18 protein-coding genes are annotated in these 23799 nt (G+C 59.3%); 9 read left to right on the forward strand and 9 right to left on the reverse strand.

Annotated features, from left to right (window positions below; translation table 11 throughout):
• The first annotated feature begins 1 nt into the window (after position 1).
• Both SH664x_RS19605 and epmA read left to right on the forward strand, forming a co-directional pair.
• Positions 2-970, forward strand: a complete 969-nt coding sequence (locus tag SH664x_RS19605) for a C-terminal binding protein (RefSeq protein WP_437203749.1) — start codon at positions 2-4, stop codon at positions 968-970.
• A 190-nt stretch (positions 971-1160) separates the two neighbouring features.
• Positions 1161-2168, forward strand: coding sequence for an EF-P lysine aminoacylase EpmA (gene epmA, locus SH664x_RS19610; RefSeq protein WP_437203750.1), 1008 nt, complete (start codon positions 1161-1163; stop codon positions 2166-2168).
• A gap of 228 nt (positions 2169-2396) precedes the next feature.
• Here the strand turns inward: epmA and SH664x_RS19615 are convergent, their stop codons facing one another.
• The 5 genes from SH664x_RS19615 to SH664x_RS19635 form a co-directional block, all read right to left on the reverse strand.
• Entirely contained in the window at positions 2397-2816 is a 420-nt protein-coding gene (locus tag SH664x_RS19615) for a hypothetical protein (RefSeq protein WP_437203752.1), read from the reverse strand.
• 61 nt (positions 2817-2877) lie between these two features.
• A complete protein-coding gene (locus tag SH664x_RS19620; protein ID WP_437203753.1) occupies positions 2878-4320 on the reverse strand; it encodes a hypothetical protein in 1443 nt (480 codons plus the stop codon).
• Positions 4317-5951 (reverse strand): ABC transporter permease, encoded by a 1635-nt coding sequence (locus SH664x_RS19625; RefSeq protein ID WP_437203755.1) that lies wholly within the window; start codon positions 5949-5951, stop codon positions 4317-4319. The genes SH664x_RS19620 and SH664x_RS19625 overlap by 4 nt, the downstream gene beginning before the upstream one ends.
• A gap of 58 nt (positions 5952-6009) precedes the next feature.
• Positions 6010-6912, reverse strand: a complete 903-nt coding sequence (locus SH664x_RS19630) for an ABC transporter ATP-binding protein (protein ID WP_437203757.1) — start codon at positions 6910-6912, stop codon at positions 6010-6012.
• A gap of 877 nt (positions 6913-7789) precedes the next feature.
• A complete protein-coding gene (locus SH664x_RS19635) occupies positions 7790-8122 on the reverse strand; it encodes a hypothetical protein (RefSeq protein ID WP_437203758.1) in 333 nt (110 codons plus the stop codon).
• Positions 8123-8425: 303 nt separating this feature from the next.
• Between SH664x_RS19635 and SH664x_RS19640 the strand changes: the two genes are divergently transcribed.
• On the forward strand, positions 8426-8872 hold the full coding sequence (locus tag SH664x_RS19640) for a DMT family transporter (protein ID WP_437203759.1): 447 nt from the start codon (positions 8426-8428) through the stop codon (positions 8870-8872).
• 129 nt (positions 8873-9001) lie between these two features.
• Here the strand turns inward: SH664x_RS19640 and SH664x_RS19645 are convergent, their stop codons facing one another.
• On the reverse strand, positions 9002-10720 hold the full coding sequence (locus SH664x_RS19645) for an ABC transporter permease (protein ID WP_437203760.1): 1719 nt from the start codon (positions 10718-10720) through the stop codon (positions 9002-9004).
• A 332-nt stretch (positions 10721-11052) separates the two neighbouring features.
• Here SH664x_RS19645 and SH664x_RS19650 point away from each other — a divergent pair, with 332 nt between their 5' ends.
• Positions 11053-12381, forward strand: a complete 1329-nt coding sequence (locus tag SH664x_RS19650) for a fibronectin type III domain-containing protein (RefSeq protein ID WP_437203762.1) — start codon at positions 11053-11055, stop codon at positions 12379-12381.
• Positions 12382-12588: 207 nt separating this feature from the next.
• Here the strand turns inward: SH664x_RS19650 and SH664x_RS19655 are convergent, their stop codons facing one another.
• The gene (locus SH664x_RS19655) at positions 12589-13239 is read right to left on the reverse strand and encodes a hypothetical protein (protein ID WP_437203763.1); all 651 of its coding nucleotides are present in this window, start codon (positions 13237-13239) and stop codon (positions 12589-12591) included.
• Between the two features lie 146 nt (positions 13240-13385).
• A complete protein-coding gene (locus tag SH664x_RS19660) occupies positions 13386-14435 on the reverse strand; it encodes a DUF1207 domain-containing protein (protein ID WP_437203764.1) in 1050 nt (349 codons plus the stop codon).
• Between the two features lie 388 nt (positions 14436-14823).
• Between SH664x_RS19660 and lexA the strand changes: the two genes are divergently transcribed.
• The 4 genes from lexA to SH664x_RS19680 all read left to right on the forward strand — a co-directional run bounded on the left by lexA (position 14824) and on the right by SH664x_RS19680 (position 21264).
• Positions 14824-15444: a transcriptional repressor LexA gene (gene lexA / locus SH664x_RS19665; protein WP_437203766.1), complete on the forward strand. Its 621-nt coding sequence runs from the start codon at positions 14824-14826 to the stop codon at positions 15442-15444.
• 1170 nt (positions 15445-16614) lie between these two features.
• Positions 16615-17586, forward strand: coding sequence for a DUF1559 family PulG-like putative transporter (locus SH664x_RS19670; protein WP_437203768.1), 972 nt, complete (start codon positions 16615-16617; stop codon positions 17584-17586).
• Between the two features lie 284 nt (positions 17587-17870).
• Positions 17871-18281, forward strand: coding sequence for a hypothetical protein (locus tag SH664x_RS19675; protein ID WP_437203770.1), 411 nt, complete (start codon positions 17871-17873; stop codon positions 18279-18281).
• A gap of 433 nt (positions 18282-18714) precedes the next feature.
• On the forward strand, positions 18715-21264 hold the full coding sequence (locus SH664x_RS19680) for an ATP-dependent Clp protease ATP-binding subunit (RefSeq protein ID WP_437203771.1): 2550 nt from the start codon (positions 18715-18717) through the stop codon (positions 21262-21264).
• A 215-nt stretch (positions 21265-21479) separates the two neighbouring features.
• Here the strand turns inward: SH664x_RS19680 and epsC are convergent, their stop codons facing one another.
• On the reverse strand, positions 21480-22454 hold the full coding sequence (gene epsC / locus SH664x_RS19685; protein ID WP_437203773.1) for a serine O-acetyltransferase EpsC: 975 nt from the start codon (positions 22452-22454) through the stop codon (positions 21480-21482).
• A gap of 467 nt (positions 22455-22921) precedes the next feature.
• On the opposite strand from epsC, the gene SH664x_RS19690 reads away from it, so the two are divergent.
• Positions 22922-23728, forward strand: coding sequence for a CPBP family glutamic-type intramembrane protease (locus tag SH664x_RS19690; protein ID WP_437203775.1), 807 nt, complete (start codon positions 22922-22924; stop codon positions 23726-23728).
• Positions 23729-23799 lie beyond the last annotated feature (71 nt).

The raw sequence follows: 23799 nt of genomic DNA on the forward strand, positions 1-23799 counted from the left end.
GATGGCGAATCATCGCGTTCTGATTACAGACCATCCCTGGCCGGGGATTGATATCGAGCAGCGGATCTTTGCCCCCTACGGCATTGAAATCATTGATGCCCCCGCGGAAGACGAAGCCACGCTGGCACGGCTGGCGGCCGATGTCGATGCGATCGCGACCTGCTGGGCGAAGGTGACGCCGAAAGTGATCGAGGCCGCCAAATCCTGCCGGGTGGTCTGCCGGATGGGAATCGGACTCGACAATATCGCTATTCCCACGGCGACATCACTGGGGATGCTGGTCACGAATATCCCCGATTACTGCGTGGAAGAAGTGGCCGATCACGCCCTGGCACTGATTCTGGCACTCGCCCGGGATATCGGGTTCTTTCACCTGCGGACCAAGAAGGGGGAATACAATCTCAAGGCAGGGCCGACCATGCATCGGCTGCGGGGGCGGACGCTGGGCCTCCTGGGTCTGGGAGCCACCGGCAAGGCGCTGTTCCAGCGGGCTCAGGCACTCGGGTTCCAGGTGCAGGCTCACACCGCCTCGGGCAATGATCATGGCACCGGTTGCAGGATGGTCTCTTTCGAAGAGCTGATCACCACCTCGGATGTCATTTCGCTGCACGCGCCGCTGACCGACGGAACCCGCAACCTCTTCAATACGGAAGCATTCCAGAAGATGCGACGCGGCATGATCTTGGTCAACACCGCCCGTGGAGCGCTGATTGATCACGATGCCCTGTGGGAAGCCATTCAGGGTGGGATCGTGCATGGAGCGGGACTGGACGTCTTCAATCCGGAACCCCCCGATCTCACCAATCCGCTCTTTCACGATGAGCGGGTCATCGTGACTCCGCATGCCGCCTTCGTTTCGGAAGAATCCCTGATCGAGCTGCGCGAGCGGGTCGCCCGGCAGATCGTGGCAGTCCTGAGCGGCGAACTGCCGGAGAATATCCGGAACCCGGAAGTATTGCAGGACAAGTAACCGAGACCGCGAGGTTCTGTGCCGTGCCGCGAGAGCAGTTAGACTTTTAATGGCTCCGCCCTCGCCGCGCGGATGTCAGCATTTCACGTCACGAAACGCTCGCTGCGCGGGCACTGGAAAGAGCAACCTGCTCTCGGCAGCTGCTCCAGTCTGATCCGTTCACGGCCGGCGCTGCCGCTGTGCAGAGGGGATGATGACCGAATCCATATCCGACTTCGCTCCGACCGCTGCGCTGGAAACGTTGCGGCGCCGCGCTGCGCTGCTGGCTGAGATCCGCGCATATTTTGCACGGCAGAGTTACTGGGAAGTCGAGACGCCACTGCTGTCGCGGGACTGTTGCATCGACGCCTGGATCGATCCGTTCACGGTGCCGCTGCCGCAGCAACAGACTGGATATCTGCAGACCTCGCCCGAGTTCGCCATGAAGCGGCTGCTGGTTGCCGGTGCCGACCGCATTGTGCAGATTTCCAAGGTCTTTCGGCGCGAAGAGGCCGGACCGCTGCACAACTCGGAATTCACCATGATCGAGTGGTACGCCCGAAACAGCGACCATCATGAGCAGATGGAGTTTGTCGAGGGACTCGTTCGGCACTGCTGGCAGTTTGCGGAACAACACGGGTGGGGACCGACGCCCAGACCTCTCCCCTCCCCGTTTCTGCGCCTGACCTACGAAGAGGCGTTCGTCCGCTTCGCCGGGATCTCTCCCGCACGCGCCACAATGAGTGAACTGACCCGTGCAGCTGAGAGATTTGTGCCATCGAGGTCGCTCCGGAATGCCGATCGGGATGATGTGCTGAATGTCCTGCTGGCAGAAGAGGTCGAACCCCGACTGCGACAGCTGTCGGCGGTGTTCCTGTATGACTACCCTGCCAGCCAGTCGGCTCTCGCCCGGATCCGCAATGATGATCCTCCCGTGGCCGAGCGGTTCGAGCTTTATCTCGGCGGCCGAGAACTCTGCAATGGCTATCACGAACTGACCGATCTGCAGGAGCTGCGGGAACGGATGGTGAAACTGGCTGCGAGGCGCCAGCAGCTGGGACAGTCTCCGTTGCCGACCGAAAGTCGCCTGCTCCAGGCGATGGAGGCGGGACTTCCTCCCTGTGCAGGGGTGGCGCTAGGGTTGGATCGTCTGGTAATGGGGGCACTGGGCGCGGATTCGATCCGCGATGTCATCCCGTTTCCGTTCGACCGGGCCTGAGTCCGTAAGCGCTCTCTGACTTCTGAAGACCGGAGGTTGCAGGTCACGCCAGGGCCCGCTTTAGTCGCTAGAGCAGGTTGCTCTTTCCAGTCCCCGCGCAGCAGGCGTTTCCTGCGATGAAAGGCGCAGATCCGCGTGGCAAGAACGGGTCGATCAACAGACAAAATCCCCGAACGGCAGCTCCCGCTTCAACTGACAGCGGATCCGAAAATGGACGCTGCATCCGGATCAGTGATGGGCGGAGTGGCCGTGTGCAGGTTCTTCGACAGGGGCTTCATCGAAACGACAGAGCTTGCCGCAGGCCCCCGAAAGCTGCACCGATCCACAGAACGACGCGATCACCAGCAGCCCGGTGACAAACACCCCTTTGCCAACCACATTGTCCGCTTTCAGCCCGTAGATGTAGTGGAACCCGGACTCCGGCACGGAGATTGAAGACCAGACGAGAATCGTCGTGAGCGCCAGCAGGATGACCCCGATCAGGCCACCTTGCATCAGGACCGGATAGAGCTTTCTCCAGTTCACCGCGAACAGCCAGAAAGCAACCCACAGCAGGAGCGGAGTCCAGGGAGAGATGGCCGCCACCAGAGCGACAAACAGCCCGGTCAGAGCCTGAATCACCTGCAGCAACGACTGGAACAGGGCCATCTTCTTCCCTCCCGATTGTCAGGACGTCAGGAACTCCGCTGGCACAATGCTCGGCTCAAGCTTACAGCTTTCCCTGCCAGCGCAGGAACCGCTGGGTCAGATCGTCGCGCAGCTCCTGCTTGGAAGGATCATTCCACAACGCCTTGAGCGGGAAGTTTTCCGGGACAGGTTTGTGGTTGAGTTCCAGCACCTGCTGCCAGATCAGAATCGATTTGAAGGCATCTTCGACGATCTCGTTTTCATCGTCGACCAGCACGTTCGTGTTCTCACCGATCTGGTACTCTTTGATCACCTGTGCGAGGTTCTCGAGACCTTTCTCCAGGTGAATCTGCGATTCTTCGAAGTCCTGAACCTCACGGAACAGACGCCGGCCTTCGGCCAGCTGATAACGGGCCTGCATCATCGCTTCCCGTTTTTCGATATCGCAGTGTTTCTTCCAGAAGGGATAGGAGGTCATCTTGCGATAGCGCTCCTGCCAGTCAACCTTCTCGGTCATGTCCCGATTTTCAGACTCCGCGATCTGAGCCAATTCCGCCAGACCCGCTTCATCATTTTCGAGCACAATGACTCCACCGGCACTGGTCGGCAGGCGTCGACGACCATAGATGTTGACCCATTCCTTGTACGCTTCTTCCCAGGCGGAGCGGATTGTTTCCGCCCAGACCCGGTACGCTTCTTCCCGTTTTTCCTTCGGCAGCTCGGTCAGGTCGATCTTCAGACCATCCTTCTGGGTGGACTTGGCGTAGTCCATCAGTGAGCGGTACGGGTAAGCGACGAACAGGGAGAGATCCATCTTGTGCTGCTCGACACCCGGATGATCCAGCGTGTCGTTGGCCTTCTGATACCATTCCCGCGCGACGAGGTAGTTGTCTTTTCCTTCGGGATTCAATTCTTCATCGGGTCCATTCTTCCAGCGTTCGGTATCCGGATCGACCAGAAAGAACTCGCGGAAGGCCTCGTGCTCATCGGAGTTTCCGATCTTGCGGCCGAGGTAGTCTCCCATGCAGTAGAACAGTTCCGGAGCCAGGCGGTTCCGCTCGGTTCCCCGCTTCAGGAACTTGGCCCCCTGTTTCACCCAGTAATAACGGTCGGAGACCTGATCGCATTCTGCGGAAACGTTGAATGCCAGGTTCCACGCCTGAAATTCCCACACCGCCTTAAAGTGGGGCTGCAGGAGGATGATCGACTCGACGGTGCTCTGCAGCAGCGAGAAGTTCTTGGTGTCTTTGTAGTGGTCGGCCTGATTCCAGAGAACGCTGGCAGCAACTCCCCGCAGACCGAGCAGCACCAGGTTCATGGTGGCGCTGGTGGGGTCGACATCTCCCAGGCTGGCTTCGCCCAGGTCATGCTCGCTGCGTGACTTGGCGAGAAAACTGGTCATCCCTTCGGATGTCCCGTTTTCCATGCGTCCGGCCGGGGCGCCCAGTAACACGATCGGCACGATCAGCGCAATGCCGATGACCGCGTAGATCACTTTCCATTGCTTGACGGTGAGATGGCTCATTTGTGTTCCAGCTCGCGAAGTTGAAGACTGAAATAACCGAGAATGAAGAGCGGAATAAAGTATCCCAGCGTGATGAGAATGCTCGGCAGCAGCAGCCCCACAAAGGGGACGTCAAAGCCGTTCGCCGGATACTCGCTGGTGTTGAAATATTTTAGGTCCGGGATCAGTCGCAGGACTACCTCTAAAAGCATCCAAACGACGCCGTCCATCAATTTAATCAGGTCGGTCCCCACGTTCTGCGGAAGCGGCGACATCACGTTCATCTGGGTGACAAGTCGATACATCGACTCGAAGACTCCCCCACCGACCACTTCACCGCGGGTCCGCAGCTCCGTGAGCGACTCGGCCAGCTTGTCGTGGAAGAAGTACCCCGTGAAGATCACGCTCGATGTAAAGATCGTGGCGACCGGGCCTTTCAGGAAGCAGCTGGCGGTGGTTCCGATCATCACAATCAAAACCAGCAGCAGTTCGAGTCCCAGACAGGACTTCGCATAGGTACTGAAGAAGGATCGATCGGGCAGACGGATGAACAGGTCCCGTTCGGCCACCCCCAGATACTGGGAGGGATCGACGCAACTGACCTCGATCGTCAGTTTGCCGTCATGGACGAGATCGTCGAAGATGTCGACCTCTTTCTCTGTACCGGTGACGTCATAGGCGTCGCTGTATTTCCGCTTGCGGGGAATCTCGACCACAGCGTCTTCCGTCCCCGTTGCGAACTCCTTCACCGGGAAGGTGCCGACGAGCACCTTCTGGCCAGTTTTGGGATTCACCAGCGTGAGGGTGAAGCGGATGTCCTGCCGGATATCTCCTTTGACCGTTCTAAACGCCTCGAACTTTTGCTCCAGGCGCAGCTTCCCTTCCTTCTTCATGGCGGGCAGGTTCAGATTGTCGAAGGTCCACGTCGCTGCGGCTTTGGTCGCCCCGGCGAGGAAGGAGCGGTAGCCCCAGATATCGCCGGTGTTGACACCGCCCGAAGCGGGATTCCCCTGCTGGTCGACATACGTCACTTTCCCGTAGGTCGGCACACGGGCAATCAACTGTTTCTGGGAATACTCCGGGACCTGTCGCAGGATCCAGACGTAACCCAGCACAGAGGTGACGAGCAGCACCACGGTCAGCACGCCGATATAACCGAGCATCCGGCCCAGAACGATTTCACTGCGGCGGACTGGCTTGGTCACCACGGTATGCAGCGAGCGGGCTTTGATATCCGCAGGCAGTCCCCAGCAGGAAACCAGCAGCGCCATCAGCACCAGCAGGAAGTTCATGCAGGTCATCACGAAGCTGACGTAAGGCTTGGCAGGACGGTCCATCTGACCGCCCCCGAGAAACCAGCCAGCGAACATGAACAGGGCCAGAAACAGAAATCCGACCGCGAATGTCTTGCGGCGCCACGCTTCTTTGAACGTCAGCCGGGCGACCGCCATGATGCGGCGCCCCGACAGGTAGAACAGATCGCGCATCCCCTGACGGATGGTCATCCGCGTCAGGCGCCCGCCGGATTTGCCGTGGGTTGCGTACGAAACGACCAGACCGACAAGAAAGGCGACCAGGCCGCAGGCGAGAACCACCCCCAGCCAGATCAGAAAGGCGATGCCAAATTGAAAATCAGGGACCTCGTTAACCATCGCTAGGCTCTTCCATCAACAGGCGAGAAGGACAACCCCGGAAGCTTCGACCGCAACATTAGCTGCGATCGCTGGCGGGGCGTTCTCCAGGTTCGAACCGACGTCCGGGGCGGGCTTCGCTTTCTGCCACGGTACGCAGGAAGAGTTCTTCAAGGGACGAGGTCGGATGCGAAACGCTCCGCAGGTCGGCACCATGCTTTTTCAGCACCTGCTCGACTTCCCGCTGCACTTCAGGACTCAGCTCACTGGTGAGGAGCTGGGTTTCGTTCTTCTTCTGCAGCAGATCCTGCACGCTGCCGATCACTTTCAGCTCGCCCCGGAAGAGGATCGCGATCCGGTCGCAGACGTCCTGGACGTCCGCCAGCAGGTGGCTGCTCATGACGACGGTTTTGCCTTCGTCGCGGAGCTTGAGGATCATGTCCTTCATGTCGGCACTTCCCAGCGGATCGAGACCACTGGTCGGTTCATCGAGAAGCACCAGCTCGGGATCGTTGATCAATGCCTGAGCCAGACCGATACGTCGGGTCATCCCCTTGGAATACTCTTTCAGCTGTCGCTTCCGGGCCCCTTCCAGGCCGACCAGCTTGATCAGCTCATCGCGACGCTGCTTGCGGACGGCAGGCGACATTTTGAACAACCGGCCATAGAAATCGAGAGTTTCATCCGCGTTCAAAAACCGGTAGAGGTATGATTCTTCGGGCAGGTAGCCGATGCGTTCATTTTTCTCCACATCGTGTGCAGGGCGGCCGAGAATCCGCACTTGACCTTCTGTCGGAAAGAGCAGTCCCAGCAGCAGCTTCAGAGTGGTGGTCTTGCCGGAACCGTTGGGACCCAGCAGACCAAAGATTTCCCCTTTTTTGACTTCCAGGCTGAGGGAGTTGAGGGCGCGAACCTTGGGGCGGCCCCAGAAGTCGCGATACGTTTTACTCAGGTTGCGAATTTCAATCACGGAGTCGGACACGCGTCGATCCCTTTGCACTGGCCGAGAGCTTGAACCAGCTCGTGCGGTAACACGGAAACAAACCGGAATAAATACGAATTGAGAATGACCGCGTGGCAAAAATATGACGCGGAAACTGAGTGCTGGGTTGCACAATCGACAATCGGATGAAAACAGTCCTGATTACTCTACGGAACCGGCTCTGAGGTTTCAAGAAACGCCAGCCTTGACAGAGAGCACACAGCAGCTAGCCCCTGCGGCTCGAAACGGTTATGCGTTGTTGGTGACTCTGGGCCGCCGCCGGAGTTCTGAAATTGGGTCACGCTCGCCCGGAGCTGGGACCGTGGCGTAAAAGCAACAGGCGCGGCGGAGCATGGACTCATTTGAGCCCCCCGGCGCCCACATGGTGTCCTCGGATTGTTCCGCTTTCGCCACGCGAATGGAAAAGCCCCCCCCTGCTCTGTCGACCCTTAAGAGAGAGCGACCGATACGCATCGGTTCCGGAAGCGGGGGGTCAGCACGTGCTCCGCTCAAGAGTCTTCTCGAGCAAGAACCCACCTTCCCGCGGAGGACCGATCGGGAGTCCACGCGCAGCCCGCAAGGGCGGGAGCGGCGACTTTACGAGGATCGTTACCGGAAGTCGGGACCAGGAATGAGTTTTCACTCCGGAGAATACGGACCTCTCACAGAGAATCGCAGAGCTGGACCATCAGGTTGCTGGATCTCCAGTTCTCAATCACTTGCCGGCGAACAACCCGGACGACCTGCCGCCGGTCCGGTCGATCCTCTTGCGACGATCAGGCCGACTGCCGTGACGGAGCAGGTCATGCGGGCATTCCAGAGAGAGAGATCCGGCCGATCGCTGGGCACCAAGCCTGAAGCGAAGGCCGACGGGTCGTCACGAGCGGATGCGGAAACGTCGGGGGTAGTGCTGCACGGTTTTGGTCATCTCGTAAGAGATCAGATAGTCGCGATTTCCCAGTCGCAGTCGATCCCCCGGCATGAGTGGTCCCTCCTCGAGAGGAGCGTCATTGACCATGAGACCGTCATAGTCCCGGGCGGCCCGGAGCACCAGCTGCCCTCCAATCTCTTCGAGGCTGCAGACGCCACATTTCATTTTCACGCGCGGGCAAACTTCTCCTTGCTCGTTCATTTCCAGCGATGCGGGGAATTGATCAATCAGTGTCACACCTGTTTTTTTCGTACCAATTTCGTAAAGCCGAACCCGCATAAGCGTTGACTCCTCCTGAATGAAACCCACCGTGCTTCATCTCTTAGCAGACGGAGTGCCGCGAGGAGACAATTCACCACAAACACTTTCCAGAAAATGCCTTGCAAACTTTCAACACCAGCTCCACCATGAAAAATTGCAGACAGCCTGCGGAGAAAACGGGCAGCGCATCTCAAGAAACGGGCGAATCCGGAAGCACCAGTCGACTGTCCCGAAGCTGGCCTGTCCGTAGTCGGCAGTCGCCTACGATTGCAGTACAACTGATTCAGCGGTCCAGGACCTCAACAAATTCCAGAGAGAACTATGCAGACTGTGCTTTTACTATTGCTGGCGACGCTGGCCGGAGTCGTCGTCCCCTTCCAAAGCATCGTGAATGGCCGACTCGGACAACTGGTGAACAACCCGTTCCTGGCGGCTTTTATTTCGTTCCTGGGGGGTACGGTCGCACTGGCGGTTCTGGCAGCGTTGTGGCAGGGAGGAGTTCCTCGCTTGCCGGACGGGGTTTACGTTCCCTGGCACCTCTGCACAGGGGGACTGGCAGGGGTGGTCTTCATCACGGTGGTGCTGCTCCTTGTCCCGAAGATCGGCACCGCAGAAGTCCTCTCAGCCACGATTGCGGGACAACTGATGATGTCGCTGGTCGTCGACCACCTGGGACTGGTCGGCATGCCCCGCGTTCCGATCTCCGGAACCAGGCTGCTGGGAGTCGTCGTACTGCTCGTAGGAACGTGGCTCGTCAAACGGGGCTGAACGGGGGGGAGATTGCTCGTTCCGGTCCCCGCGCAGCAAGCGCTTCGGCTGGTGACAGACTGATTTCCGCGTGGCGCGGGCGGGGCAATCAAAATGCTCCATCCCGCACCGCGAGATGCTCGCCTCCGTTCAGGAAGCGGCCGCTGCGGCCCCGGAGAGAGACTCATCATCGGCGTCGGTCTGCAACTCGGTCTCCTGACGGGTGGGAGCCTGTTCCACCCGTCCCAGCAACCGGTCGGCATGCTTGAGGCAATACCACCGGAGTCCTCCCCACGCGACCGCATAGAGCGCCAGAATCACGACCAGCAGCAAAGTCCGGGGGCCAACTTCTGTCGACTGCGAAATGCGTGTGAATTCGTACCAGTCTTCCAGTTGCGTCACGATCGTGGCGGGGCTGAGCTGAATCACCCAGTTGAGCACACGGGGAATCGACCACTGCATCGACTCGAAGATGAGCTGAATAAGCGGACCAAGCCCCGCCCACACAGAGACAGCCATCAGCGTGAGCAGTACCGCTTTCACCTGCGAGTGGATTTTCAGTCCCACCAGAAAGGCGAGCCAGCTGGTCAGGTGGAGCAGGACCACCACATAGCCGAGCGACAGCAGCAGGTAGGTCAGGTTCTGCTGGAAGTCTCGCAGATAATGATGCGACACGATGATCGTCACAAACGGGACCAGCAGGACCCACAGCAGCCGTCGCACGCCGGCCAGCTTCTGCAGCATCAGATTCCGCCCGCTGATCGGGACGGTCAGCAGGGAATCGAGTGTCTGCCGCGAACGCTCTGACGTCACCACTCCTCCGGCGTGAATGCAGATCAGCGCAATGGAGATGCCCCAGAGCAGGTAGCTGAGAACGGTCAGCGAGGAGGTCTGGCTGATACTGCTCAGGCTGATGGTCTGAGCGGTCACAAGGACCGGAACTTCCAGCAGCACCAGCACCCGGAAGAGATAGCGTGCGGTTCCCAGTGATTTTTTGGTCGATTCCCGCCAGGCGATCGGATTGGACTCCGGAAACTTTCCATGATCTTTGACCAGCACGATCCCGCCCGTGACACTGTTCATGTCCTGAAAGACGAGGTCGATCTGCTGAAAGAGTTGCAGGATAAAATTGCGTGGGGGGACGAACGCCCGGCTCACCACGCAGTCACAGGCCACGACGAACGAAATGCCCGCGAGAAACGAGGTTCCCATCACGGAGGTGACCGCAGCGAAGAGGCTATCCCTGTCCATGGCATCGACCACCATGATCCCGGCTGCCGAGACGGGACAACAGAACATGGATAGTCCCAGCATCAGGTAGGTCGCCAGAAAGGCCTCCACGGTCGTGCGGCAGAAGGCGGAACACATCACGCCGATGGAAGCCACCTGGATCACGCTCGACACCAGAATGACCATCGCGGCCAGCAGTTGGCTCGACGTCACCCCCCCATATCCATAGGCCACCGCCAGCAAGGGAAACGACAGCACCACGAAGCAGAGCATGGGAATGGACCGGCTGAGCAGCTTCTGCAGAACGATCTTCCAGGGGGGCATGGGTGTCAGCAGCAGCAGCGTCAACGTGTCCCGCTCTTTCTCGGCTGTCAGTGCGCTGCAACTGGTCGCCGGGAGCAACACGAGGATCCCCGCCAACTGCAGTAAGACCAGACTCTGAAAGATCCGCCGCCCCTCTCCCAGCCTGGCGATGGGATCGACACTCGACTGCTCATGGCCATAGAGAATCAGAAGGCCGCACCCGAACAACGCAGCGGCATACAGGAAGCGGACAATATAAGTGCGCCGACGGTTGGATTGCTCGATCAGCTCTTTCTGGAGCAACGGAAACCAGGTCGTCGATTGACCGCGCTGCATGCGTTTGCCCTCAACCCCTCGGTGCCAGTCCCTGTTCACCGACCTATTTGAACCGGAAGCCGAGCGGGATGCCACCTCCTCCGGCGATCCGCGCGAGGCGGTCAATAGTCGCCCCCTGCTCTACGCAGAAACGTCTCCTCCGGAAGGGGAGAATTCTTCAAAAAACCGGAAAGGGCCGGCCCCTCACGACCCTCGCACCCCTTCTTTACCGGGATTTCACACTCTGCAACGCTATTCCTCAATCAGTGCTGAAAAGTATACTTTTCTCACGCGTCCGCTTTCAGCCGCAAGGCTCTCCTTCCTTCCGCCAGACTTTGCTCCGAGGATTGTTCATGTCTTCGCTCTCCCGCCGACTGTTTCTGGGAACTTCGCTCGCCGGTTTGACCGCCTCGACTCTCTATGGAAAGGATTCAGCCTCCTCCAAGGGGGTGGAACTTCCTCCCGTCATGGAACTCCCCCCGTTCCAGCCAGACACTCTGTTCCTGACCTGGCAACGTGACCCGACCACCACCATGACCGTGCAGTGGGTCGGGACCGTGGGAGAGACCGATGACCCCACGATCTACTATTCGACCGAACCGGAAGGCCCCTGGTCGCGAGTCGAAACGGTTCGTCGCCCTTATGGAGTGACCGATCTCAAAGTCTTTCGCGCTGAATTGACGAAATTGACGCCAGGGACGGATTATCATTTCCGCATCGGGAAAATGTCGCCGCGGTACCGCTTCCGGACCATGCCGTCGAAAGCGACCAACGCCATTTCGTTCATCTCCGGCGGCGATGTCGGCGTGAATTCCCATTCCATCGCCAACAATATTCAGGCGGCCCGTCAGGACCCAATGTTTGCCGTGATCGGCGGCGATCTCGGTTACGACAACGGAAAATCGGTCGCCACCAGCCTGGCGTTTGTTCGCAACTATTCGAAACACATGGTGACGCGGCAGGGTCACATGATTCCGATGATCGCCGCCCTGGGGAACCATGAAGTCGACGGGGGATACCTCCAGCCCCGCGAAAAGGCTCCGTTCTTCTTCGCCCTGTTCGACGGCCTGTACCCGGAAACGTCTTACCAGACTCTGGACTTCGGCGACTATCTGAGCCTGGTGCTGCTCGATACCGCTCACATCAGCGAGATTGGTGGAGCGCAGGCGAGCTGGCTGCACGACATCCTCAAGGCCCGCGTGGACCATCCGAATGTGATGGTCGTCAATCACGTCCCGGCGTATCCCTCCTTCCGATTGTCCAAAGCCGACGGGACTGGAACCGGTTCCGGCAACCGCGAACACTGGACGCCGCTGTTCGATAAATACCGCGTTCCGATCGTGCTGGAACACCACGACCACACCTTCAAGCGGACCAAGCCGATGCTGGACGGGATGCCGCACAAGGACGGCGTCCTGTATCTGGGAGATGGCTCGTGGGGGCGGCTGCGGGCGCCGAAAGGGCTGGCGGAACTCCCCTACCTGTCCGCCACCAGCGAAGACTATCACCTGAGCCTGCATCGAATCGAAGGGGATGAGCGCTTCCATCTGGCAATGGACGAATTCGGCCGCGTGATGGATGTGACCCGCACCGGACAGCGAGCCACCGGAGCGGTCAGCCTGTCGGCCCCCCGGACCCGGTTGTCGTCCGATACGCTGTGGACCGCTGCGGCACACAGCTGATCGGTCGAGCAACAGCCTCCCGGTGTGGGGCTCTGGGAAGTGAAATCGCAACGTGCGGGGGATGATTTCCTCCGCACGTTTCTTTTTTGGCCGGGCCCGGGACAATCGAGAATTTCGACCTTTGATCAGCCTGCTCTCGCCACACGGACACCGGCATTTCATCTCACGAAACGCTGGCTGCGCGGAGACCGGAAAGAGCCACCGGCTTTAGCCAGCCGACGGGCTCTGGTCTGTGATGAGTTCAAAGCACTCCGACCGGTCAAAGCCCTGTTTTCTCCACCGTCGAAAATGCCTGTGTCCCTCGAGTGAGGGGAGCGACATGTGGGCCGGTGAGAAGCGGGATTGGAGGAGAATCGTCGTGGTCACGCGGGAGTCCAGGGTTTTCCAGCCCCATAATCTCCACGGCGACACCCGTTTGATTTCCGCAATTCCGACCACGAATTCGTGAGGCCTCAGAGACAATCGATAGATGGCGTCAAACAGGCGTGACTCGTTGGTCGCATTGATCTCAACAAGTCTGATCCTCTCGCCGGAATCGGCCGAGTAGGTGAAGTCCTCCAGGTAGAGGTCCTCACAGTACAGATGCCAGAGCGGCTGAGCCCACGACTCCCACGTGGCGCCACCCGCAGCGGTCATGCGGACAAAGTTTCTGGCCCCTCCCCCCTCATCGAGCACAATCTCGATGAGCCCCCTGCCAGCCAGCGCGATCACCCGGGCTTCGAGGTCTCGACGGGTCATTGCATGGGGTTCGACAAACCAGTTGACTTTCAGAACCTCTGGGTCTCCCAGAAGGACTTCCAGACGCACTCCGCCTGTCGCGACCGCATCCAGGACCCAGTAGTCGTTATTGTCCAGCATGACCTACCATCCCGTCGTTACGGGTTGAACTCGATCTTCCAGGGGCGCCTTTTGTCGATGTTCCCGTTCCAGTTCTCACCGCGCGGACATGAGCACATCATCTCACGAAACGCTGGCTGCGCGGGGACCGGAAAGAGACATCGCCTCTAGAAATCATACCAGAGACCGATGCCGGTCAGATTCTCGTGCTGGTCGAAGAAAGACCATTGGAGCGAAGGTCCGCTGTAGTGCTGCAGTCCGAATCGCAGCAGGTGTCCGGATTGCTCGCTGCGCCAGGCCCACCCAGCCTCCACGTTGATGCTGCCGCTCATGCCGAATTCCTGGCGGAGGTGTCCGTTGGCCGCTGCAAAGGGGGCTCCTCTCCAACCGGTCGCGGCGAACGGAAAGTATTGGACCCCGAACTGCAGCTCAACCGGTTCGGCCCCCCCGTTGGCGTTGAGGGCGTAGGCAATTTCTCCATACACCTGCAGGTTTGTGATGACGTCGTAAGTCACGCCGGCCAGGACGGAATCCCGCACATAGTTGAGCCGGTTGTAGCCCGGATTGTTGAGCAGAAACTCGTCCCCCAGATGGGAACTGAGGTGGGCAAACCCGGTCTTCCAGCGCCAGCGCCCTTCGCGCCAGGTGAAGACCAGACCGCAGCGGTAGTCAGCTGCCTCAAACGGATCAGAGTCTTCATTCGGATCGATCCGCCCCAGAGCGGCACCCTCGATATCGACCTGAAAGCCTTCCGCATCCCAGCCCTTCGTCCCCTTCCGGATCAGACCGAGCCGGCCCCCCATCACCATGTCCCAGCGCTGGCCGTTGTCGTAACCCCACAGCCATTGGGAAGCGAAGCGGGGTTCCTTCTCGCCCGCCAGGTAGGAGTGGTACAGCAGCCCCTGAGGAAGCAGCTGCCACTCACGATTGCAGTCGGGTGCACATTGCGCAGGGGCAACCGGGAGCAGTGAAGGCTGAAAATACTGCGGCGGCTCCTCATCTTCCGACGGTGGAAGGAGCGGAGGGACCGCGTAAGCCGCCGGCACGGTTCCCCCACCGTTCCCTGTCAGATCAGGGGACTCTGTCGAGAGCAGCGAGTCGGGCCAGTCCACAAACGAGCCGGCGCGGATCCAATCCTGATCCGCCTGGGCTGACGGGATCCCGATCCACCCCAGACAGGCCAGCACTGAGAGCGCTATCAGTTGCGACCGTACCATGACCGAGTGTGCCTCACCTTCCGGAACTTCGACCGGCTGACCGGATGGCCAACCCGAGTTCCGCTGGTGAGCTATCGGCGGCTTTTAGGGATAGAATCTTCTGGAACAGTTCTTCCGAGACTGCTTCGGGCGACAGCCGCTGGGGTCGCACCACCTGCGCCGACTGTGCGGGCCAGTGCCCCACAGAGCCCCGTTTTTTTGCCCGATTCTTTCAAGATCGGTCGAGAATGGCTCAAAATAGGGTACACCTGATCATTGCACATCGGTATATTAGGAAACATCTGAAGCCAGCGATGCCGCGGGGGAGAGTTGGTCTCATTCCCCATCCGCGAAACCTCATCTGGCGATTCAACTCGGGGAAGTTGCCCCCTTGTGATGGAGCATGACGATGGCCGAAGCCGCGAAGCAGTCTGATTCTTCCAAGCTGACGACCCGCCAGCTGGCGATCTACGATTTCATCAAGGAGCGGATTCTCAAGAGAGGCTATGGTCCGACCGTTCGGGAAATTGGCAGCAGCTTTGGCATTCGTTCTCCCAACGGGGTGATGTGCCATCTGAAAGCCTTGGAAAAGAAGGGGCTGATTACCCGCGAACAGAACATGTCCCGGGCCATTCAGCTGACAGAGACGCTGCACCGGGGAAAAACGAGTCTGCCCCTGGCGGGGACGATCGCTGCGGGAACCCCCGTGCTGGCCGTGGAGCAGTCGGAACAGGTCGATTTTCAGGACCTGTTCGAGGATGCGGATCTCTTCTGCCTGCGGGTCCGAGGGGACTCCATGATCGAAGATCATATCGCCGACGGTGATTATGCCGTGATCCGGAAGCAGCCGACGGCCCGCGATGGCGAAATCGTGGCAGCCCTCGTCGATGGGGAAGACGCCACACTCAAGCGGTTCTATCGGGAAAACGGCCGCTTCCGGCTGGAACCGGCGAACTCGTCAATGAAGCCGATTTTCAGTGAGAACGTCGAGATCCTCGGCGTCCTCCAGAGCGTGATTCGACGTTACTGATTGCCTGGAGATGCAAAACAGTCAGTTCTGATGAAGCAGCCTGTCCTCGCAGGCTGTTTTTTTCGCGGCACTGAACCGGGTGAGCCCCCACTTCGCACTCGTCTGCAACTTCACTGACCCGAAGAGATGGATTTCAGTCGATTTCCTTACAGTGAACCCCTGCCATACATCTCACGGTGGCTTCGCATCATTCGGCACCAGTTGTACCATCTTCCCAGACTCTTCCTCCTCAGCCTCTTGGCTGCGTGCGACTCAATCGATCCACGCTACGTCATCGACGTCAGGAAGTCTGACCGCGCGAGAATCAGAGCGCGCTGAATCCCGGATGAATTCGGCCCTGACATCTCTTAGAGGGGACGCAGGTATCGAGCCCATCTTGCTTCCACACAGCGCCTGCTGCGCCTTGACGCCTGATGCGGTGTTAATGGGTTGGGTCTCCCATAAGGCAATCTGCACGGACCACAGCGAGTGGAACACCTCGCTCCAATCTGACCCCTGAGAAATTCAAAAAAATCGCGGGGAATTCGGACAGTTGCTTCCCGACTTGTGATGGGCATCGAATCGCAGAGGTCTGCTCTCTGGCGCGGATTGTCTGCCCTGATGCGTCCAGCAACTGAACTCCGATCGACATCTGCTAATTAGCGACGTGTGCCGTCGATAACTAGCGATCCATAAACAGCACAACGTAGCACAAAAACAACAGTCACACATTTCTGACATTTCAGTGTCGGGCGAATCTGTTTTTTTTGTGGATGCTCCCCTGTTTTGTGGCTGAAAAAACTCCACAGACAGGATGTTTCCGGCACGGATGCCTTCGTGTTCCGTTATCCCGCAAATCGGGGCCTCAATTCGATTTGTTATTCATCAATCGTTGTGCAGTCGGAGTCCCGGCTGCGCTCCTCCATAAAAAAGCACAAACACGAAATTGACCTGCACGCAGTAGCGCCTTTAATCACTGAGTGAATGCTTTTGCCAATCTCTCGGTAAGCGGCGCTACGTCGAAGATCCCGCGTTTGCCGCGATCTCACGTTTCTGAGTCTCGCGACTGCAGCTCCAATCAAATTTCAGCTGGCTTCGTCTTCAATTGAGGGCGGGGCGGCATTTCCTTTTGCGCCGAATGTTTCTTTGGCTTTTCGCTTCCTTGGTTTCCTTGAATCTCGCAGGTCACACATGAAAGTACGTCGCAGGTCCGGATTCACATTGATCGAGCTGCTGGTGGTGATTGCCATCATCGCGGTGCTGATCGCCCTGTTGCTCCCTGCTGTGCAGCAGGCACGGGAGTCGGCACGCATGACGCAGTGCCGCAACAATCTCAAACAGCTGGGACTGGCGTTCCATAACTATCACGACACGTACAATGCCTTCCCGCCCGGGGGATTTCCGATTACATCGACAGGGGGCCAGGCGGTCCGGGCGACTTATCCGCTGGGCTGGGTTCCGCGGCTGTTCCCGTTCATCGAGCAGGGAGCCCGTTTCCAGGCCATGGAAGCCCTCAACAAAGACTACCTGACCACCCGCTCACCGTACCGTTTGGATGACTCTGACAATCCGATCTTTGGCCCGGTGCCGGGTCTGGCCTGTCCTTCTTCGCCCTTGGGCGATCGGGCTTCCGATCATCCGGTGAGTGCCAACTTCCAGTTTGCGAACACTCAGGGTGCCCTCCACTACCGTGCGAACGGCGGAGCGTTCGGTGTCGACATGTTCACCAACTACTCCGACGCCGAGCGTCACTGGTCCCGCTCCGGGGTGATTTATCCCATGAGCAAGGTCAACTTCCGGGATATCACCGACGGCACGACCAACACGCTGCTGCTGGGTGAAATCTCCAGCACCACCGGCTGGCGGAACGGGATGGCCTCGGCCAACTTCACCGGGATCAAGCCCTGGACCTGGGGTTTCGCAGCCAACGCCAGCGCCACCGCCTTCCTCATGATCGACCACAAGATGGTGCAGCTGCCGATCGGTGTGCCAAACGTGACATTCCTGGCCAACAACACTCCGTATTTCAGCGAGCACACGGGTCGGGGTGCCAACTTCGCCATGTGTGACGGCAGTGCCCGGTTCCTGTCCAGCAACATGGACCTGAACACGCTGCGGAATCTGGCCACACGCGGTGAAGGTGAACCGATTGGCGAGTTCTAGAGCTGCTTGATCGATCCCGTCTCAACGAGGTGCGATTTTCTTCTGAAAGCGCAACGTCGCGAGGTGCGGAGCAAGCACTCTCACCCTCACTGGGTGCTGACGATTCCGGGCAGGACGGTACTGGAGACATTCCAGCTCCGTCCTGTCACGAGGGTTCGTGTTCTGACTGCTCGCGGATGTCTGTCGCCACAATGCCGGATCTCCGCGAGCCTCTTCTCTCCGGGGACTTTTTTCCGCGGAGCTGTCGATTTCGCCCTGATCCTTGCAGTTGAAGGCCTCTCCCGATGTCCAGATTTGTCATCGCCTTTCAGTTTTTGAGTGGATTGCTGTTAGCCGGTGGACTCGTTGGCTGTGCCGAACAAGGTCCAAACCTTGCGCCGGTCAAAGGGAAGGTGACCTTTAACGGAAAGCCGTTGCCGATGGGGACGGTGATTTTCACTCCCAATCAGGATGGACCGTACGCCACGGGTGAAATCGCCGAGGATGGAACGTTCGTCATGACCACGTTCAAGCCGGGCGACGGTGCCCTGGTCGGTTCCCACAGCGTGATGATCAACGCGGTCGACGGGTCCAATCCCGAGGCCCCTCCCAAGGCCATCATCCCGATGAAGTACCTGAACCAGATGTCCGGCCTGAAGGCGACGGTTGAGCCGAACATCGAGAACGTGGTGGAATTCGAACTGGGCGGAAAGTAACCCCGGAACGAGATCCTGCTTGATTCAAGTAAGATTTCCCGGCTTTTCCCAAGCACCCGCCACAATTCCGCCCCTTCATCGCCCCCTGTCGTGCTTCCGTGGCACGGTTCCCAGGGGGCTTTTTGCTGCCTCCGCCGAAAATCCGCCATTCCCGCCGAGCCCAGTTCATTGCGCCCAGGCGACTCTCAAAACTCCGGATCCGCCTGACCAACCGGTCCGGGAATTTCCGGCCGGAATTCCCGCCAGTCGATTTGCCGGAAAACCCGAATCTTGTCCCCCTTACAAATGCGGACTAGAATTCGGGGATGCTTGTGGGGAACCCCCGGGCGGACCTTTGTCAAGACGTTGTTTTCGCGCCTTCGCGAACGACGGCTTCCTCTTGAGGAAGGGACGTGCGGCCGGCCGCAAGCCTAGAGGGAAAGAGGAAATCTCTATGTACGAACGATTTACGGACCGCGCCCGCAAAGTGATGCAGCTGGCGAACCAGGAAGCCCAGCGGTTCAACCATGAATATATCGGGACTGAGCACATCCTGCTGGGGCTGGTGAAGGAAGGCTCGGGAGTCGCCGCCAACGTACTGAAAAACCTGGATGTGGATCTCCGGAAGATCCGTCTGGAAGTGGAGAAGATTGTCCAGTCCGGGCCGGATCTGGTGACGATGGGGAAACTGCCGCAGACCCCGCGAGCCAAAAAAGTCATTGAATACGCCATGGAAGAGGCTCGAAACCTCAACCATAACTACGTTGGTACGGAGCACTTGCTGCTCGGCCTGCTTCGCGAGCAGGAGGGTGTGGCCGCTCAGGTGCTGATGAACCTGGGGCTGAAGCTCGAAGACGTCCGGGAGGAAGTTCTTAATCTGCTCGGCCACGGGATCGAGGGGGCCGAGACCTCCGAACGGGGAGGCGCTCCGGCAGGGGGCAAGGCCAATCGCAGCAAGACTCCGGCACTCGACAGCTTCGGTCGCGATCTGACCGAACTCGCCCGCCAGTCGAAGCTCGATCCGGTCATCGGCCGGGAAAACGAGATCGAGCGGGTCACGCAGATCCTCTGCCGTCGTCAGAAGAACAACCCGGTGCTGCTCGGTGAAGCCGGCGTCGGAAAAACGGCGATCGTCGAAGGGTTCGCCCAGATGGTCGTGGAGGGGAGTGTTCCCGAACTGCTCCGTGAAAAGCGGATCGTGGTGCTGGACCTGGCAATGATGGTCGCCGGCACGAAGTATCGCGGTCAGTTTGAGGAGCGGATCAAGGCTGTGATGAACGAAGTTCGTCGCGCCAAGAATGTGATTCTGTTCATCGACGAGTTGCACACTCTGGTTGGCGCCGGTGGCGCGGAAGGTGCGATCGATGCCTCCAACGTGCTGAAGCCCGCCCTGAGCCGTGGGGAACTGCAGTGCATCGGAGCGACGACGCTCGATGAGTACCGCAAGTACATCGAAAAAGACAGCGCCCTCGAACGCCGCTTCCAGATGGTGATGGTCGATCCCCCCAGCAAGGAGCAGGCGGTCGAGATCCTCAAGGGGCTGCGGGACCGTTACGAGACCCATCACAAGGTGCAGTACACGGACGATGCTCTCGAGAAGTCCGTGGAGCTGTCGAACCGTTACATTTCCGGCCGCTGCCTGCCGGACAAGGCGATCGACGTGATCGACGAAGCGGGAGCCCGCATTCGCCTGAAGTCGATGGTCCGTCCGCCCGACCTCAAGGAACTCGAAGAAGATATCGAACGGCTGAACACCCAGAAGGAAGAAGCTGTCGCGAATCAGGACTTCGAAAAAGCCGCCTCGCTGCGCGATCAGGCCGACAAACTGAAGCGCAAGAAGGAATCGATCACCCGGGAGTGGCGGCAGAAGTCGCAGACCACCGATGGCGTGGTCGATGCCGAAGTGATTGCCGAAGTGGTCGCCAAGATGACCGGCGTGCCGCTGACCCGGCTCTCCAGCGAAGACACGGTCCGCCTGCTGGAGATGGAAAAGTACCTGCACAAGCGCGTGGTCAACCAGGACGAGGCGATCAAGCTCGTCTCCAAGGCCGTGCGTCGCAGCCGCAGCGGATTGAAAGACCCCAAGCGACCGACCGCCACCTTCCTGTTCTCCGGTCCGACCGGGGTGGGGAAGACGTTGCTGGCCAAGTCTCTCGCCGAGTTCATGTTCGGTGATGAAGATGCCCTGATTCAGATCGACATGAGTGAGTACCAGGAACGGCACAACATCAGCCGTCTGATCGGTGCGCCTCCGGGATATGTCGGTTACGAAGAAGGGGGTCAGCTCACCGAGAAGATCCGCCGACGACCATACGCCGTGGTGCTGCTCGACGAAATCGAAAAGGCCCATCCGGACATCTACAACATGCTGTTGCAGATCATGGAAGAAGGGCATTTGACCGACAGCTTCGGCCGCCGCGTCGACTTCAAGAACACGATTCTGATCATGACCACCAACGTGGGTGCCAAGGCGATTTCGTCGCCGGCGTTCGGCTTCAACACCGCGCTGGGCGAAGCCGCCCACGAGGAAATGAAGAAGAACGTGATGGGCGAAGTCAGCAAGCGGTTCAAGCCCGAGTTCATCGGTCGTCTCGACGAAGTCGTGGTCTTCCACAAGCTGTCGGACGACGACATGAAGATGATCATCGACTACGAACTCTCCAAGGTTCGCGAGCGGTTGAAAGAACGGGGCCTGATTCTCGAACTGACCGACGAAGCCAAGCAGCTGGTGATCGACAAGAGCCGCAGCGAGCAGAGTGATCGCGACCACAACGATTACGGTGCCCGTCCACTGCGTCGGGCCGTGGAAATCTATGTGGAAGATCCGCTCGCCGAGGAACTGCTGCGAGGTGTCTTCGACGGCAAGAACCACATCACCGTGAAGACGCGTGAAGTGGGAGATGAACGGCAGCTGGACTTCATCGGGGATTACCGCGATCCATCCGGTGAGCCGGTGCTGGCAGGGGCCGGGACTTCCGGCGAAGCCGCTCCCGAAGCAACCTGATCCCGTCAGGTGACCTCTCACGATTGAGCATCCCGGTCGCTGTCAAAGGCGACCGGGATTTTTTTGTGGCCACGACGGGCGTCGCCCGATCGTTCGTGCGACAGCCCTGGCGGAGAGATCGCGCTGCTCGCCGTCCCTCGGCACCGCGAACGATGGTGCCGCTAGTTGCGTCACCCGACAGCGTCACCCGACAGCGTCACCCGACAGCGGCGGACTCAGATGTGATACTCGATCTCGTGGCTTTCCGGTTTGGCACCGGACGTATCCCGCAATCGCAGCGACGGAGTTTCAATTGTCACGATCGTATTCGGTGGCACGCTCTTGGTGAGCCAGACGCTGGCGCCGATGACGGAGTTGGCTCCAATCGTGGTCGAGCCGCCGAGGATGGTGGCGTTCGCATAGACCACCACGCCATCTTCGATCGTGGGATGCCGGCGGGTGCCCCGAACAAGGTTGCCGTTCGAGTCCTTGACGAAGCTCAGTGCTCCCAGCGTGACCCCCTGATAGACCTTGACGTGCTTTCCGATCACGCAGGTCTCGCCAATCACCACACCGGTCCCGTGGTCAATGAAGAAGTGTGAGCCGATCTGGGCCCCTGGATGAATATCGATGCCGGTCAGGCTATGGGAATATTCCGAAATCATTCTCGGGATCAGCGGGATCTTCTGCAGATAGAGCTGATGGGCAATGCGGTGCACCGTCACCGCTGCCAAACCGGGATAGCAGAAAATAATTTCATCCAGTCCGCTGGCTGCCGGATCGCCATCATAGGCGGCTTTCACATCGGTGGTCAGCAGGGTCCGCATCTCGGGGATCGATTCCAGAAACCGGATGGCTTCAGTCTGGCCCCGGGCTTCAAAGTCGAGCAGATGCTTTTTGTCGCAGGCGCTCCCGTGCGTGCGGTCATACTCATAGCGCAGCGCCCGCGCGAACTGCACCGTCAACTTGTCGTGGAGGCTGTCGATCAGGTCCCCGACAAAGTAGCTGACGTTCCCCATGTGGAGATTCTGCCGACGGCGGTAGCCCGGAAACAGAATTTCCTTGATGTCTTCCACGACGTCGGTGATGGCAGACGTATTGGGCAGGGGGCAATGCCCGAGGTGATGAGCAGTCCCTTCGTCGTGGTAGCTGTCGACGATCCGTTCTGTCAGGGAACTGAGCTGCTCTTTGAGACGAAAGTCTGTCGCCATCGATGTGTCCGCTTCTCCTCGATTGGCAGATGATGTCTGCCACGCCACGCACGCCGCCCGGCCAGACGATTCCGAAAAGCGTCTCCGCCAGAATTAGCTTACCGCACCGGCAAAATCGGCGTCAAAACCACAGCCGCGCCACTCCCTGTGATCGGCATGCGTTGCATCGACACCTCCTTGCCCGGGGCTGCATCGAAACTTGCGACCCGCACCGCAGGGCGAATCGCCAAACCCAAATATCCGTCACCACTTTTCAAAACACCGCAGACTGCCAGCCAAATTCAGAAAACTGAACAGGCCAATCCTGCCGAACCAGTAAACAGCCCCGGTCGACGGGCCCCAGCCCAATCGGCAGTCGGGGCACCTGAGGACCTGCTTCCCTGCGAGAACACCGGCCGGACATCCGGACACGCCGATCGCAGCCACAGGTTCAGGGGAGGTTTCCACTTTTGGCGCTGACGACTGGCATGTCATCCTCCGCACCTCCGACAACGGCTTCCCCTCCGCTCGCTGATTACTGGGTTGCTGCCCGCCAGCCCTGGACATCGCTGTTGTTTGTGCTGCCGTTCCTCGCTGTGTATGAGCTCGGAGTGCTGTTTCCCATTCTGCCGGGAGAACCCAGAAACGGGGCCGACCTCTGGATCCGGCAGGCACTGCAGAACATCGGCTGCAGCAGCGACTGGCTGTTCCCCTTGCTGGTGCCGGTGATCCTGCTGAGCTGGCAGGTGTGGAAACGGCTCTCGTGGAAATGCAGCTATGAAACACTCGCCGGCATGTTGGCAGAGAGCCTGCTCTTTGCCCTGTTGCTGGTCGGAATGGGCCGCTGCCTGCACTCCGTGATGCCGGCACAGGTCGCGTCCGCTGCAGCTTCTCCTTCGGTGCTGTCGTATCTGGGAGCGGGGATATACGAGGAGCTGCTGTTCCGGCTGATGCTGCTCCCCCTGCTGTATGCGGTGATCCGGTTTATCGGGCTCCCCGGGAAGCTGTCGGCCGTCACGGCGATCATCATCTCCAGCCTGCTGTTCGCCGCAGCCCACTATGTCGAGACCACATCGCTGCTGTCACCGACCGAGTTGATGGCTGCGCTCAGCAGCATTGTGGAACGCTCCGCCGAGTGGAGCGGCTTTGCCTTTCGCTGCGCAGCGGGAATCGTCTTTGCCACGCTGTTCTGGGTGCGGGGCTTCGGCATCGCAGTCGGAGCACATCTCTGTTACGACCTGATCGTCGGCCTGCTGCTCAATGGCCTGCGGGCGGTCGAACCCTCCGCCGGCTGAGGGTAGGACTTTTCCACGCGGGTTGCCGTGAGAGCAGATTCGCTTTAGAAGTGCCCTTTCTCGACATGCGA

The sequence above is a fragment of the Planctomicrobium aquicomposti genome, assembly GCF_051466325.1.
Taxonomy (GTDB): Bacteria; Planctomycetota; Planctomycetia; order Planctomycetales; family Planctomycetaceae; genus Planctomicrobium.

Coding starts and splice junctions, on each gene's coding strand:
- SH664x_RS19605 (WP_437203749.1), top strand. CDS start 2: ATGGCGAATCATCGCGTTCTGATTACAGACCATCCCTGGCCGGGGATT.
- epmA (WP_437203750.1), top strand. CDS start 1,161: ATGATGACCGAATCCATATCCGACTTCGCTCCGACCGCTGCGCTGGAA.
- SH664x_RS19615 (WP_437203752.1), bottom strand. CDS start 2,816: ATGGCCCTGTTCCAGTCGTTGCTGCAGGTGATTCAGGCTCTGACCGGG.
- SH664x_RS19620 (WP_437203753.1), bottom strand. CDS start 4,320: ATGAGCCATCTCACCGTCAAGCAATGGAAAGTGATCTACGCGGTCATC.
- SH664x_RS19625 (WP_437203755.1), bottom strand. CDS start 5,951: ATGGTTAACGAGGTCCCTGATTTTCAATTTGGCATCGCCTTTCTGATC.
- SH664x_RS19635 (WP_437203758.1), bottom strand. CDS start 8,122: ATGCGGGTTCGGCTTTACGAAATTGGTACGAAAAAAACAGGTGTGACA.
- SH664x_RS19640 (WP_437203759.1), top strand. CDS start 8,426: ATGCAGACTGTGCTTTTACTATTGCTGGCGACGCTGGCCGGAGTCGTC.
- SH664x_RS19645 (WP_437203760.1), bottom strand. CDS start 10,720: ATGCAGCGCGGTCAATCGACGACCTGGTTTCCGTTGCTCCAGAAAGAG.
- SH664x_RS19650 (WP_437203762.1), top strand. CDS start 11,053: ATGTCTTCGCTCTCCCGCCGACTGTTTCTGGGAACTTCGCTCGCCGGT.
- SH664x_RS19655 (WP_437203763.1), bottom strand. CDS start 13,239: ATGCTGGACAATAACGACTACTGGGTCCTGGATGCGGTCGCGACAGGC.
- SH664x_RS19660 (WP_437203764.1), bottom strand. CDS start 14,435: ATGGTACGGTCGCAACTGATAGCGCTCTCAGTGCTGGCCTGTCTGGGG.
- lexA (WP_437203766.1), top strand. CDS start 14,824: ATGGCCGAAGCCGCGAAGCAGTCTGATTCTTCCAAGCTGACGACCCGC.
- SH664x_RS19670 (WP_437203768.1), top strand. CDS start 16,615: ATGAAAGTACGTCGCAGGTCCGGATTCACATTGATCGAGCTGCTGGTG.
- SH664x_RS19675 (WP_437203770.1), top strand. CDS start 17,871: ATGTCCAGATTTGTCATCGCCTTTCAGTTTTTGAGTGGATTGCTGTTA.
- SH664x_RS19680 (WP_437203771.1), top strand. CDS start 18,715: ATGTACGAACGATTTACGGACCGCGCCCGCAAAGTGATGCAGCTGGCG.
- epsC (WP_437203773.1), bottom strand. CDS start 22,454: ATGGCGACAGACTTTCGTCTCAAAGAGCAGCTCAGTTCCCTGACAGAA.
- SH664x_RS19690 (WP_437203775.1), top strand. CDS start 22,922: ATGTCATCCTCCGCACCTCCGACAACGGCTTCCCCTCCGCTCGCTGAT.